Source organism: Thermodesulfobacterium thermophilum DSM 1276, assembly GCF_000421605.1.
Taxonomy (GTDB): Bacteria; Desulfobacterota; Thermodesulfobacteria; order Thermodesulfobacteriales; family Thermodesulfobacteriaceae; genus Thermodesulfobacterium; species Thermodesulfobacterium thermophilum.
Map to the genome: position 1 here is coordinate 93,815 of NZ_ATXI01000003.1, position 13,827 is coordinate 107,641.

The 13,827-nt window shown below is 37.0% G+C and carries 14 protein-coding genes; 4 read left to right on the top strand and 10 right to left on the bottom strand.

Annotated elements, in window-relative coordinates:
• Nucleotides 1-4: 4 nt before the first annotated feature.
• The 5 genes from lptE to H529_RS09815 all read right to left on the bottom strand — a co-directional run bounded on the left by lptE (nt 5) and on the right by H529_RS09815 (nt 7,010).
• Entirely contained in the window at nt 5-541 is a 537-nt protein-coding gene (gene lptE, locus H529_RS0102160; protein ID WP_022854924.1) for an LPS assembly lipoprotein LptE, read from the bottom strand.
• Entirely contained in the window at nt 498-3,083 is a 2,586-nt protein-coding gene (leuS, locus tag H529_RS0102165; protein ID WP_022854925.1) for a leucine--tRNA ligase, read from the bottom strand. Before leuS ends, lptE begins: the two co-directional genes overlap by 44 nt.
• Nucleotides 3,070-3,279, bottom strand: a complete 210-nt coding sequence (locus tag H529_RS0102170; protein WP_022854926.1) for a ferredoxin — start codon at nt 3,277-3,279, stop codon at nt 3,070-3,072. The genes leuS and H529_RS0102170 overlap by 14 nt, the downstream gene beginning before the upstream one ends.
• On the bottom strand, nt 3,279-4,505 hold the full coding sequence (gene icd, locus H529_RS0102175; protein ID WP_022854927.1) for an isocitrate dehydrogenase (NADP(+)): 1,227 nt from the start codon (nt 4,503-4,505) through the stop codon (nt 3,279-3,281). The genes H529_RS0102170 and icd overlap by 1 nt, the downstream gene beginning before the upstream one ends.
• A 141-nt stretch (nt 4,506-4,646) precedes the next feature.
• A complete protein-coding gene (locus H529_RS09815; protein WP_022854928.1) occupies nt 4,647-7,010 on the bottom strand; it encodes a Lon protease family protein in 2,364 nt (787 codons plus the stop codon).
• Nucleotides 7,011-7,231: 221 nt separating this feature from the next.
• Here H529_RS09815 and H529_RS0102185 point away from each other — a divergent pair, with 221 nt between their 5' ends.
• Nucleotides 7,232-7,645, top strand: a complete 414-nt coding sequence (locus H529_RS0102185; protein WP_022854929.1) for a glycine zipper 2TM domain-containing protein — start codon at nt 7,232-7,234, stop codon at nt 7,643-7,645.
• A gap of 19 nt (nt 7,646-7,664) precedes the next feature.
• Here H529_RS0102185 and H529_RS0102190 read toward each other — a convergent pair whose 3' ends face one another.
• The 5 genes from H529_RS0102190 to fbp are packed head-to-tail and all read right to left on the bottom strand — an operon-like array spanning nt 7,665 to nt 11,972.
• The gene (locus H529_RS0102190) at nt 7,665-8,864 is read right to left on the bottom strand and encodes a pyridoxal phosphate-dependent aminotransferase (RefSeq protein ID WP_022854930.1); all 1,200 of its coding nucleotides are present in this window, start codon (nt 8,862-8,864) and stop codon (nt 7,665-7,667) included.
• A gap of 38 nt (nt 8,865-8,902) precedes the next feature.
• A complete protein-coding gene (gene tolA, locus H529_RS0102195) occupies nt 8,903-9,667 on the bottom strand; it encodes a cell envelope integrity protein TolA (protein WP_211209636.1) in 765 nt (254 codons plus the stop codon).
• A gap of 23 nt (nt 9,668-9,690) precedes the next feature.
• Nucleotides 9,691-10,092 carry an ExbD/TolR family protein gene (locus tag H529_RS0102205; RefSeq protein WP_022854933.1) on the bottom strand — a complete coding sequence of 134 codons (402 nt, stop codon included), beginning with the start codon at nt 10,090-10,092 and terminating at the stop codon, nt 9,691-9,693.
• Nucleotides 10,093-10,107: 15 nt separating this feature from the next.
• A complete protein-coding gene (locus tag H529_RS0102210; protein WP_022854934.1) occupies nt 10,108-10,833 on the bottom strand; it encodes a YkgJ family cysteine cluster protein in 726 nt (241 codons plus the stop codon).
• On the bottom strand, nt 10,833-11,972 hold the full coding sequence (gene fbp, locus H529_RS0102215) for a fructose-1,6-bisphosphate aldolase/phosphatase (RefSeq protein ID WP_022854935.1): 1,140 nt from the start codon (nt 11,970-11,972) through the stop codon (nt 10,833-10,835). Before fbp ends, H529_RS0102210 begins: the two co-directional genes overlap by 1 nt.
• A 94-nt stretch (nt 11,973-12,066) precedes the next feature.
• Here fbp and H529_RS0102220 point away from each other — a divergent pair, with 94 nt between their 5' ends.
• The 3 genes from H529_RS0102220 (at nt 12,067) to fabD (ending at nt 13,801) form a co-directional block, all read left to right on the top strand.
• Nucleotides 12,067-12,363 carry an EscU/YscU/HrcU family type III secretion system export apparatus switch protein gene (locus H529_RS0102220; protein ID WP_022854936.1) on the top strand — a complete coding sequence of 99 codons (297 nt, stop codon included), beginning with the start codon at nt 12,067-12,069 and terminating at the stop codon, nt 12,361-12,363.
• Between the two features lie 65 nt (nt 12,364-12,428).
• Nucleotides 12,429-12,860, top strand: coding sequence for a glycine cleavage system protein H (locus tag H529_RS0102225; RefSeq protein ID WP_022854937.1), 432 nt, complete (start codon nt 12,429-12,431; stop codon nt 12,858-12,860).
• On the top strand, nt 12,857-13,801 hold the full coding sequence (fabD, locus tag H529_RS09820; RefSeq protein WP_022854938.1) for an ACP S-malonyltransferase: 945 nt from the start codon (nt 12,857-12,859) through the stop codon (nt 13,799-13,801). The genes H529_RS0102225 and fabD overlap by 4 nt, the downstream gene beginning before the upstream one ends.
• The last annotated feature ends 26 nt before the right edge of the window (nt 13,802-13,827 follow it).

Sequence of the window (13,827 nt, forward strand, 5' to 3'; positions counted from 1 at the left end):
GGTTTTATAGTTTCAACTCGTTAAACATTATGTCTTGAAGTATAATTTCAGCTAAATCTTGAGAAAGAAGTTTTAAGGCCTCTTCTCTACCAGGGTCTAAAAAATTAACCACCTGTTGTTGAGCTACACGATAAACCTCATAACGGCTAATCGGTCGTTTTAAAATAACCTTTCCGGTTTTTCTTTCGATAAGCTGATATTCTCCCTCAAAAGATATCTTTCTTTCTTTGGTAACCAAAAAAGTTTCATAAGAAATAGGATCTAAATAAACCCTTTTTATTTCACCTTTTAAAACCAGATCTGCCCTGTCTTCATCATATACAGGAAGTAAAAACTGACCTTGTGCAAACTTATGTCTTAAGTAATAAGAAAGATATTCTCCTAAGGAGGTTTCTGAAGAATAGTTTTTCCAAGGGGGGATATAAATGGTCTTCCAGTCTTCTTTTAAATATAAAGGGCGCTGGTAAAAACTATAACCACAACCCAAAAGTATAAAACTAAACCACAAAATTAATAAGTTTCTTAGGGACAAAAACCACATTTTTGATTTGTTTTCCTTCTAAATATTTTTTTACCTTTGGTCTCTCTTTTATCATAGATTCTAACTCTTCCTTAGTAGCCTCAACCGAAACCTCCACCTGATCTCTCACCTTACCGTTAACCTGAACCACAAGCATATAGGTCTCATCTACCAACCAGGCTTCTTCGTACTCAGGGAAACGTTCACAGGAAATAAAAGTCTTCTTTCCAAGCTCTTGCCACAACTCTTCTGCCAAATGAGGACATACAGGAGATATAAGTAACACCACCTTTTCTAAACACTCTTTTATCAGTTTTTTGTGCATCATGTTATTTAAATCTATTTCTTTTAGATAATCCTGAAATAGGTTTAAAAACTCCATGATAGCCGCAATCCCTGTGTTAAACCTTAGTCTTTTTTCAAAATCTTCAGAAACTTTTTTAATAGTCTTATGAAGTTTTTTTCTAAGAGGCACTAACTTGGGATCAAGATTTTTAAACTCTTCAGAGGAATATTCTATTCCTCTTAAGTCCTCTGCATATTCTAACACTAAATGATAAAGTCTTTTTAAAAACCTGTATGCACCTTCTATACCATGGTCACTCCACTCAAGGTCTTTTTCAGGTGGAGCTGCAAAGGAGATAAAAAGTCTTACGGTGTCTGCTCCGTATCTTTTAATCATCACATCAGGGTCTACTACATTACATTTACTTTTTGACATCTTTTCAAACTTTCCTACGATGATTTCTTGACCACATCCTGGTTTTAAACATCTTCCTTCAGGAGAAACCTCTTCAGGATAGACCCATCCATGCACCGGACATTTATAGGTTTCTTTGATAACCATACCTTGGGTAAGTAAATTTTTAAAAGGTTCGTTTATCTTGAAATAACCAAGGTCTCTTAAAACCTTAGTAAAAAATCTGGCATAAAGAAGGTGTAAAATCGCATGTTCTATACCACCGATATACTGGTCTACAGGCAACCAGTAATGGATATCCTCTGGATTAAAGGGTTCAGGATAATCAGGACAGGCAAACCTTGCGAAATACCAGGAAGACTCCATAAAGGTATCAAAGGTATCGGTTTCTCTTTTAGCTGGACCTCCACACTTAGGACAGGTAGTATTAACAAAATCAGACAACAAAGGCAAAGGAGATCTCCCAGTAAAGTCTATCTGAACGTCTGTAGGTAAAACTACCGGGAGGTTTTCCAGTTTCTCAGGAACAATACCGCACTTATCACAATATACCATAGGTATAGGACAACCCCAGTATCTTTGCCTCGAAACCCCCCAGTCTCTAAGCCTGTAAGTTACCTTTTTTCGGCCCAAACCTTTTTCTTCGAGATAAGCAGTTATTTTACTTTTTCCTTCTATACTTGGGAGACCGTTAAAAGGCCCTGAATTTACCATAATCCCAGGTTTTTCATAAGCTTCTTCAAGGTCTTCAGGGTTTAAGTTCATACCTTCTGGCTGGATCACTATTTTTATAGGAAGATTATATTTTTTGGCAAACTCAAAGTCTCTCTGGTCGTGCGCAGGAACACACATAATAGCTCCAGTCCCATATTCCATAAGTACAAAATTAGCTGCATAAACAGGAAGTTTCTCCCCAGTCAATGGATGGATGGCATAACTTTCCAAGAATAAACCCTCTTTTTCTGCCATACCTGTTTCAATTTCTCTTCTTTCCTTTCTGACTTTATCTATAAACTCAGCTAAAGCTTGAGACAAACCCTTTTTTTCAGCTAATCTCTGAGCTAATGGATGTTCAGGGGAGAGAGAAATAAAGGTAGCACCATAAAGGGTATCAGGGCGGGTGGTGTAAACTATTAAGTCTTCTCCTATTTCTGGTAAAAAGAACTTTATCTCAGCCCCTTCACTTTTTCCTATCCAGTTTCTCTGCATTGTAATAACTCTTTCAGGCCAGTATTTCTCAAGCTCATCAAGCTCTTTTAAAAGTTCCTCTGCATAAGCTGTTATTCTTAAAAACCAACCTTCCATTTCTTTATAAGTGACCTCAGTTCCACAACGCCAACAACATTCATCCTCCACCTGTTCGTTAGCAAGTACCGTATGGCAAGAAGGGCACCAGTTAACCAACGAGGTTTTCCTATAGGCAAGTCCTCTTTCATACATCTCGATAAAAAACCTTTGTTCAAACTTATAATAACTTGGGTCACAGGTAGCTAACTCCCGTTTCCAGTCGTAACTAAAACCAAGTTTTTTTAACTGATTTTTCATGTAGGCTATGTTATCATAGGTCCATTTAGCAGGATGAACCCCATGTTTTAAAGCGGCATTTTCTGCAGGGAGGCCAAAGGCATCCCATCCCATAGGATGAAGTACATTATACCCTTTCATCCTTTTTACTCGGGCTAAAATATCACCTAAGGTATAGTTTCTTACATGCCCCATATGAATCCTTCCAGAAGGATAAGGAAACATTTCAAGCACATAATATTTAGGTTTAGAAGGGTCTGTTTTAGCTTCAAAAATCTGATGTTTTTCCCAAAGTTCTTGCCATTTTTTTTCTATAGTAGAAGAATCATACTTTTTCATAAGGCCCCCCTTCCGCAGAAATAGCTTTTACAGGACAGTTCTCTATGGCAGATATACAATCACAAGATTTGCACCCCTCAAAATTATAAACCAAAGCCTTTCTTTCAGGACCCCACGTAAAGACCTCAGGACATATCTCTATACAATATCCACAGCCTATACAACTTTCCTGGTCTACTTCTAAAGAAGTAACCATTATATTCCTTCCTTGTAAATGTTTTCTACTATAGCTTCTGCAAACTCAGAACATTTAACCTCTTTTGCACCTTCAAGCTGCCTTGCTAAATCATAAGTCACTATCTTTTGCTGGATGGTTTTGGTAAGACCTTTCCAAATAAGTTCAGCAGCCTCCTTCCATCCAAGATATTCAAGCATCATTTTTCCAGAAAGTATCAAAGAAGAAGGATTAACCTTGTCTAACCCTGCATACTTAGGGGCTGACCCGTGAGTAGCCTCAAAAACAGCATATCCATCTCCTATGTTAGCACCAGGGGCCATCCCAAGACCCCCTACCTGGGCAGCTAAAGCATCAGAAAGATAGTCTCCGTTTAAATTGGGAGTAGCAAGTACCCCATAGTCCTCTGGTCTAAGTAAAGCCCACTGAAACATAGCATCGGCTATTCTATCGTTAATGATAACCATACCCTGAGGAATACCCTCGGAAAATCTTTCTTTTAACTCTTCCTCTAAAACTACCTTGTCTGAAAATTCTGCCTTGGCTACTTCATAACCCCAAGCTCTAAAAGCACCTTCGGTATATTTCATGATGTTACCTTTATGCACCAAAGTAACTGTTTTATATCCATTATTTAAGGCATACTGAATGGCTTTTTTTACCAACCTTGCGGTTCCAAACTTACTGATAGGTTTTATCCCTATACCTGAACCTTCCCTTATTTCTTTTCCAAAATTTTCTTTGATAAACTCTATCAGTTTTTTAGCTTCAGGTGACTCTGCTGGAAACTCTATGCCTGCATAAACATCCTCCGTATTTTCTCTAAAAACTACCATGTTTACCTTTTCGGGATGTTTAACAGGTGAGGGAGTACCAGGGATCCACCTTACAGGCCTTACACATGCATAAAGATCAAGAACCTGCCTTAAAGTAACGTTTAAACTTCTAAAACCTCCTCCTACCGGGGTAGTCAACGGTCCTTTTAAAGCCACGACCGAACTTTTGATAATTTCTAATGTTTCTTCAGGAAGATAGGTACCTGTCTCTTTATAGGCCTTTTCTCCTGCTAAAACCTCTTTCCACAAAATCTTTTTCTTACCTCCATAAGCCTTGTCAACCGCTGCATTTAATACCTTTAAAGTGGCCTTCATTATGTCAGGCCCAATTCCGTCACCTTCGATATAAGGAATTTCTGGATCATCAGGTACGATAAGAGAGAAATTTTCACCAATTTTAATTTTAGCCATCCTGTCCCCCTTATAGAAAAATTGATTTTTTTTTCAAATCTACCACATCTTAGTTAAACTAACAACTTTTTATCAACCTGATTTTAAACAAATTTGTGTTGACACTTGAATAGAGAATTTTAATAACGAACTATGTAAAAACTATTTTTTGGACCTTTTTGTTTTAGAGGTTTTAGAGGTTTTTACCTTTTCTTTACTTAGCTCGTAAAGCCTTTTAAGACCTTTGCTAACCTCTTTATGAAAACTTTCAGGCTTTTTTCCGGTAAGAAGCTCTATCACATCGTCTATCGTTTCTACAGTATACACCTGAAAAACACCTTTCTTTATATCTTCCAAAACCTCGTCATCCAAAAGGAGATTATCAACATTTTGACGTGGTATAATAACCCCTTGATTTCCTGTAAAATTTTTTATTTTACAAACCCGATAAAAGCCTTCTATCTTTTCTTTAATACCTCCTACAGGTTGGATATTACCAAACTGATCGATAGATCCAGTGAGAGCAAGGTTTTGCTTGATAGGAATTTTTGATACTGCCGAAAGGATAGCCATAAGTTCTGCGGCTGAAGCACTATCTCCTTCTACCGGTTCATAAGCCTGTTCAAAAGTAAGGGTGCAAGAAAACTGAAGAGGAAAATTGGTACTATAACGATGGTAAAAATAGGAAGAAAGGATAAAAACACCCTTTAAGTGAATAGGTCCACTCATATCTATTTCTCTTTCTATGTTAACCACCCCTCGACTTCCAGGGAATACATTAGCGGTTATACGAGAAGGCCTACCAAAACTGTAGTCTCCAAGCATATAAACACTGAGCCCGTTTATCTGACCAACCTTTTCACCCTCTACATCTATGATGATTTTTCCTTCTCTTATAAGCTCCCTTATCTTTTCCTCTATGATGTTAACCCTGTAAATTCGATCTCTAACAGCCTGTTTTATCTCTTTTTCTGTTATATATTGATTCGAAGAAAGGGTGCTTGCTTCTCTTAAAAGGTCGATCAAATCTTGTATGATTAAACTTATTTTCTGTTTATGGCCTGACTGATAAACCGCATACTTAAAGAGCTCGCTAAGACCTGAGCTATCAAGGTCTTTTAGCCCTTCTTCTTCTATTACTTTTTTTACAACCTTGGGAAATATAGATACCAGCTCTTCCTCTATAGAAACCACAGGTTCAAACTCTGCTTTAAGTTTAAACAGCTGAGAAAACTCAGGGTCATAAAACATAAGAAGTTGGTAAAGGTAAGGATCTCCTATCAAAAAGACTTTAGCAGAAAAAGGCACTGGCTCTGGCAAGATACCTACATGAGGTACAGGAATTTCCTCTATCATACCTCCCATAAGATGAAGTTCTTTATGAAGAAGTGTCCTCTTTAAAAGAAACCATACATAGGGGTTTTTTAAAACCTCCCAAAGATCAAGGACTACATATCCTCCGTTAGCCTTATGAAGAATACCTGGAGCTAAGCTTAGATGATCAGCATAAAGTATTCCCATCTCTGCCTTATAATTTATCTGTCCAAAAAGCCCTTTCAAAGTAGGTATCCTTTCATAAACTACAGGTGCACCCTCGGTTTCAGAATTATCAACCAGCACGTTTACCCTAAACATGTTTAACGCACGGTTGATGTTATTTTGAACCATTATATTACCTTTTAATTTTTCCCAATCTATAAAGATTTGAATGTTTTTAACAATTTCTTGTTTAAAAGTTTTTAAGTATGTCTGAAATCCCTCAATCTTAGAAAATTCCTCTTCTAAAGTTTTACACGCTTTATCCACCAAATTTTCAGCGATCTTTTGTCTTAATTTTAAAAGGTTTTCTCCTAAAATATTATCAAGCTCTCTTAATTTTCTCAGATAATCCCTAAACTTAGGTTCAAAAGCCTCAAGGTTTCTATGATATTCTTCTCTAAGCTGAGGATTGCTTAAAAATTCTTCCTGAGGAAGAGAGGTTTGTACCTTAAAGAGAGGCATTAACCTTACTCCTTCAGGACCGAAAAGAACCATCAGGTTATAAGATTTTGCCTCCTCTACTAATTGATTTATTACTTTCTCTTTTTGCAGGTCGATTTCCTTAGTAATTGCGTTTAACTCTTCTTCATACTCTTTACCTTCAAAAACTTTAAAAGTTTCTTTTTTTAAAAACTCTAAGATATTTTCTATATGCTCAGCCAGTTTTTTTCCATAACCAGAGGGTAGAATCAAAACCTTAGGTTTATACGGCTCTTGAAAATTATTGACATAGCAGATGTCTTTAGGAGTAGGTTTAGAAGAGGCTATCTCTCTTAGTCTTTTTAAAGTGTACCTACTTCTTCCTATACCATTAGGACCACACACATAGACGTTATAATCTTCTTTGTCGATGCTTAAGGCAAGGTCGAAGGTCTTTTCAACCCGTTTTTGTTTGAAATAACATTCCTCAACCTGAATATTCTCAGTACCAAAAGAAAACTCTATCCCTACTTTTAGATCTTTTTTTTCAACCTTTTGCCAGCCCATAATAATAGAAATTTTAAAATAAAAAAAACAAAAGACAAGACTTTTAAGGCAGGTGTTTTACAAATATTATAAAATCTCGATTGGCCCCGCCCCATTAATCATTACCACCTTCTTTTCGTAAAAATTCGGAAAAAGGTGCTTTCTAAGGATTGACTTAAAAACTATAAAGTTTAAACTTTAATATTAAAGCAGCTTTATTATACTCTCATGAGGAGGGGATCATGAAAAACAAACTTATGCGTTGTTTGAGTTTTTTTATGGTTTTTTGTTTGATAGGGTATTTACTTACCGGATGTGTTCCTGAAACAAGTCAAAAAACTAAGGAAGGAGCTACGATAGGTGCTGTAGCTGGGGCAGTTTTAGGTGCCCTGATAGATAAAAACAATCGTTGGAGAGGAACAGTTATCGGTGGGGTTATTGGTGGTATCATCGGAGGGACGGCTGGAAGCATCATGAACAAAGCAGCGGCTGAGGCAGCTACTACAGGAAAACCGGTAGAATATGTTAGCGAAGACCAGGCTCAAAAGGTTTATGCTACTCCTATAGGGAAAAAAGACAACTGCGAACAAGTAAAAGTACAATACTATGAATATGGAAAATTAGTAAAGGAAGAAATAAAAACCGTCTGCAATTAAACCATTCTATCTAAGCTTTCTATCTCAGTTGAGATAGGGCCTGCTTTATCCTATGGCAGGCCTCTTTTAAACTTTCTTCAGAGTTTGCAAAGGAAAGCCTTATAAAACGATCATCTCCAAAGGCTATCCCAGGAACAACAGCAACTCTTGCTTCATCTAATAGATATTCAGCTAAATCTAAAGAAGTAACGATTTCTTTTCCTTCTTTGGTTTTCTTTCCATAATAAGCTGAAACGTCAGCAAAAAGATAAAAAGCACCTTTAGGTTCGATAAACTTTATACCAGGAATTTTTTTCAATTCTTCAGAAAGCACCTTTGCTCTTTTAGCAAAAACACGGCACATCTTTTCTACCTCTTCCTGAGAAGAGGTAAGAGCGGTTTCACAGGCTTTCTGGGCAAAGCTGGTAGCATGAGAAGTGCTCTGGCCCTGTATGTTAGCACAGATTTTTATTATCTCCTTTGGTCCAACAAGCCAACCTATCCTCCAACCGGTCATGGCATAGGTTTTAGAAACCCCGTTTACTATAAAAACCCTTTCTTTAAGATCTGGGGCCACAGATAATATGTTTTTAGGTGGCGCAAAGTCAAACCTTAGTTTATCATAAATGTCATCACTTAGTACCCAAATGTCTTTTCCTCTTAACAATTCTGCAAGGTCTTTTAAAAATCTATCAGAGTAAATACAGCCTGTAGGATTTGAAGGGCTGTTAAGAATAATACCTACGGTATTAGAATTAATAGCTACCTCGATATCACTGATAGATGGCTCAAAGTTATTGGCCATGTCAGAGGGGATAAACTTTGGAGTACCTCCAGCTAACTCAACCATCGCAGGATAAGAAACCCAGTAAGGAGAAAGAATTAAAACCTCGTCTCCTTTATCAACCAAGGCTAATAGCAAGTTAAAGATAGCTTGTTTTGCTCCTGTAGTTACCAATACCTCTTCTGGTGTGTATTCAAACCCATAGTCTGACTTTATCCTTTCACATATAGCCTTCCTTAAACTTAAAAGTCCAGGGGTTGGGATATACTTAGTTAAACCCTCATCCAAAGCTTTCTTACAACTCTCTTTAATGTAAGATGGGGTGTCAAAATCTGGCTCCCCTGCAGAAAGATTTATCACGTCAATCCCTTGGGCTTTTAGGGCTTTGGCCTTTGCATCTACCGCTAAAGTAGCAGAGGGTTTTAAATTTTTAGCTCTTTCAGAAAGTTTAAACATAACGCTACTCCATCAATCTTTTTATCTTATTAAGATTCTTATTCGAGCTTTCCAACTCCTGTAGCTTTAAATTCTACCACTACTTGAACTGGTCTGTCAACAGGTAAGGGAGAGGCGGTTTTCAAACATCTTTCCACGGCAGAATTAAACTCCCCAACCGAGGATTTTTTGACAAAAGTATAACTTAACACCCTTCCGTCAGACCCAATGTGTATCCTTACCATAGCTATTAAGTCCTTCTGAGTTCTTAAATAAATAGGAATTTCAAAATGGTTCTGCAACTTCCTTTTTATCAAAAGTAGATATTCTTGACTTAAAGCTTGACCACCTGCTTTAAAACCGTAGGTTCCCTGACCTAAAGAGTACCCTGTACTTCCTCCATGACTGCCTTGCTGTTCTATCCTATAGTTTGCACTCACTCCTTCTTTAGCTTTCTTTTTTAGACTCGCAATCTTTTTGTTTAAAAGACCTAATTCTTCTGTTGTAGTTTCTACCTCTTTTTGTTTTGACTTTGTAATCTTGCTTAATCTTTCTTCCAATAACTTCTCCTCTTCAATTTCCCTTATGCCAGATTTTTCTTCTCTTTTAGATAATGCCTCTTTAGATTGAGACTGACTTTGTTCAAACTTAGTTTCAACCAAAGGTCCAGAGGCTGGTTGAATGTTAAAATTTTCTGAGGTCATAACATTAGAAACTAATTTTACTTTTAAAGTCTCAGGTGTTTTAGAAAAAAACTGGAGGTTAGAAAAAAGTAAAAATAAAAAACAAAAGTTTAAAAATAAAGAAAGAACATAATAACCCAAGTTGTATCTTATAAACATGGTATTTATTGTTGTTCAGATTGCGTTAACAATCCTAATTCTGAAAACCCAGCTTTTTTTAATTCAGAAAGCACCTTAGCTACTATACCATAAGGACAATCTTTATCAGCTTCTATCTGAATTTCTTTGGCTAACTCTCTTTGCTTTGCTTCTTCAGCCCATTTGGATAAAACTTCTAAACTCACCTCTTGTCCATAAAGCTTGATCTTTCCTTCTTTGGTGATGGTAATCTTGATTGGCTGAACTTCCTTTTGGGTTATAGGGAAATTTTTGGTTTTAGGAAGTTCTACTTCAATCCCAGAGGTCATAAGAGGAGCGGTTATCATGAAGATGATAAGGATCACCAAAACTACATCAACCAAAGGGATGATGTTTATTTCTCCCTGAAGGTCTTTTCCTATTTTCATCAGCCTACAAAGTTATTACCATAAGTCTTCTTCCGAAAGAAGAACGTCTCGAATGTGAATTATTCCCTTTTCTAAAAGTTTTTCTTCAGGAAGTTCAAGGTCTGCCTTAGAAAAACCTGTTACCTCAGCTTTTTTTATCATCTCTTTTAATTCAGGTAAATTATAAGAAAACAAAAATATAAGTTCAAGTACATCGGCGTTTAAAGGAGTGTCTATAAATTTCTGTCTTTTTGACACCACTTCAGCCCAAAGGTCATTATAGTATAAATATTCTTCTAATCCTTGCTCTTTAATATATTCCACAACCTTGATAACCTTGGGTTCATAGTGACCTTTGCAATGGGTTTCTCTTATGATTTTAAAGATTTCCTGCTTTTCTCCTTTTTGGTCTTTGCTGATGTATCTTGCTAAAGGATAGAGCCTGCAAGAAGCAGGCCTATCCTGATAAACCTTACAACCTTCCTTTTCATCTAAAAAGGGACAGGCCATCGAATAGGGATCCATGTTAACAGAAATAACCGGAAGTTGGGTCACCTCACCGATGTAGGCCTCTCCAAACTTTTCTACAAACTCCTCAACTGAGAGGTTTAATGCTTTTCTTAATCTTAAGAAATCATAGGGGGTAAGTACAAGTTTTACGTCATAGCAACAGCGGTTAAAACATATAATCCCTTTATAACAAGCAAACTTTATCTGGTCTTCAAGGGTAAAATCCTTGGGGTCAAAAATAAACTGGTGCATTATTCTGCTATTTCTCCTTCAGAAGAAAATTTAGGTCTTTCTGTTTCTACCAGCTTAAACCTATCTTTTAGCTTTTCAAGCACCTTAGGAAGGGTGGTATATTCCATCTCTTCAGGAGGAAGTCTGTGAGGTTCAAAAATTCCTTGACGCCTTAGAATATCTGACATCTTGTTACATTCTTCTCTTGCGTGATCAAAGGCAGGGTCATCAAACAAGTCAGATGGTCCGATCAAATACCCATCTGCTATCTGATAACCCGCTGCTATCACACGAGGAGGCCCGTCAAACCTGGTGGGTTTAGCATTTTTAAAAGCAACTGGCATAAGAGGACCGGTATGAGACCCTCTCATCCATCCTTCTACCAGCCAAGGCCTTGCAAAAGGCTCTAAAATCTCACCTACGGCTGGAAAACCGCTCTGAGCTCTAACGATAAGCACTGGGTCGTCTTTTCCCACATACCTTCCTGCCATAAAAGAAAGTTTCTGAGTAGAAGCAGCGGCTGCTATCTCTCCGTCAGATTTTCTATAGACAGCCCTTACTACATACCTACTGGTAGCACCTATAAAAACCAAAAGGTCATAAAGCTCTTCAGGGGTTTTTAGTTGGATACCCATACCGGTATAGGCATCCATCACGTCGAAAATAAAACCTTCATGCATAGAAGGGTCTATCACCAGCCCTGCAGTGTTCATAGGGTCAGCAAACATCTCATAAAGTGGTAAGTTCCAGGCACTGGGAGAGGTTTTGTCTGCAAAAAACACAATAACAGGTTCGCTTTTCCTTTCTACAAACTCCATCTCTGCTATCCCTGGTCCCATTCCCTTAACATTACCTGAAAAAGCCTCAGCCAAAAGGTCTTGTCCTGCTCCATACATCTTTAATTTTTTAGCAACCTCTGTCCCTTCCTTAAAGGCATTCCATGCAAGCTCATGTACCTCTGAAGAATCAACCCCTTTAGTATGGGTCATAACTAAAGCTATATCATCTCCACAAACCAAAACAGAAAGGTCTCTTATTATCCCTTTATCTTTTCCCTCTTCAGCTACTTCCCTAACCTTGGCAAGCACATCTTTATGGACAGAAGAATGACCTACAAACCCACCGATATCAGCCTTTATAACCGATAATGTAAGCCTCATATCAACCTCCTTTACAAATTTTAATTTTTACCGAAAATAAATAAAATAAGACTTGAATGAATTATAGCACATACTTATAAAAATGTAAACCAAAATGGAAGACCAAAACAAAGAAAAAACAGCAGTAGCCATTAAATACGAGCCAGGAGATGAGGCTCCTAAGGTAATAGCCAAAGGAAAAGGATATCTTGCTGACCTTATACTCGAGATAGCTAAAAACCATAACATCCCAATTAAAAAAGACTCTAAACTGGTACAACAACTGTATAAGATCGAATTAGAAAAACCTATACCTCCAGAACTTTATCAAACAGTAGCTGCTGTATTAGCCTGGGCTTATAATTTAAATCAAAAATTAAAAGAAAAATTTATCAAAAATTTTTCAAAATAAACACTTGTCAATTTTAAAAAATTCGTTATAACACTCTTTTAATTACAATCTCACGGAGGTTTTTTATGTTTAAGGTCCCTGAAGATAGACTATATACCGAAGGGCATCTCTGGGTGAAAAAAAAGAAGAAAAAAATAGTAAGATCAGGTATAACCGAATATTTTATCTTAAAAAATATGGAGATAATCGATATTGACCTTCCTGAAGAGGAAGAAGAGTTTGAAAAAAATGAAATTTTTGGAAGTATCGAAACCATAGAGCAAGTTTTCGACCTTCTGATGCCTGTTTCTGGAAAAATCGTAAAGGTTAACGAAAAAGTTTTAGAAGACATAGAAATACTTAACGAGGACCCTCTTGATGAAGGATGGCTTATCGAAATAGAGATGACCAACCCGGCTGAACTTGAGGAACTTTTACCTCCAGAGGATTACGAGCTTCGGCTTGAAGATTTAGAAGATGTTGGACCAGAAAAATTTTTGGAGGAAGAAGAAGAATGATTGCCTGTGTTTTTCCCGGACAAGGATCTCAGTATATAGGAATGGGTAAAGAGTTTTACGAACATTTCGAATATGTCAAAGACCTCTTTATCAAAAGCGAAGAAGTCACCGGTCTTCCTGTAAGAAAATTATGTTTTGAAGGACCTATGGAAGAGCTTACCCAAACAGAAAACCTTCAAGTGTGTCTTACGGTGGTTAACATAGCTTGTTTTAATGTGCTTTTAAATGAGGTTTTAGATGGAAATAAAAGTCTGATTTCTTTTGTAGCCGGGCATAGTCTGGGTGAATACAGCGCACTTTTTGCAGCTGAAGTTTTATCCCTGGAAGAGGTTCTTTCAGCAGTCAAACTAAGAGGTAAGGTTATGCAAGAAGCCGCTGAGAAAAATCCTTCTGGGATGTATGCCATCATCGGAATTAGCAAAGACGAGTTAGAAAAAATCATTCAACAGGTCAACGGGTTGATAGTCATTGCCAATTTTAACTCTCCTAAGCAGTTGGTGGTAAGTGGAGAAGTTTCTGCTTTAGAAGAATTAGCGAAAAAAGTCAAAGAATTAGGGGCTAAGGCTGTTAAACTTAAGGTAAATGCTGGTTTTCATAGTCCTTTCATGAAAGAAGCCGAGGATAAACTTGCCTCTTATTTAGAATCTTTTTCCTGGAAAAATCCCAGAATACCTGTAGTAACTAATGTTTCTGGTAGAGCTGAAATCGAAGGGAAAAAACTTAAAGAACTTATGAAATCCCAGATTACTTCTTCTGTTAAATGGACAGACTGTGTTCAGTTTATGTTTCAGCAAGGAGTAAAAACTTTTATAGAAGTAGGTCCTAAAAAGGTTTTGTGTGGCCTTATAACTCAAACTTTAGAAAACCAGACTTTTAACTGTTTTAATCTGGAAAATTTAGAAACGTTACAAGCTTTAAAATTGGGTTTACAAAATACTTAATTGAATTATATTAAAACCCTTATATG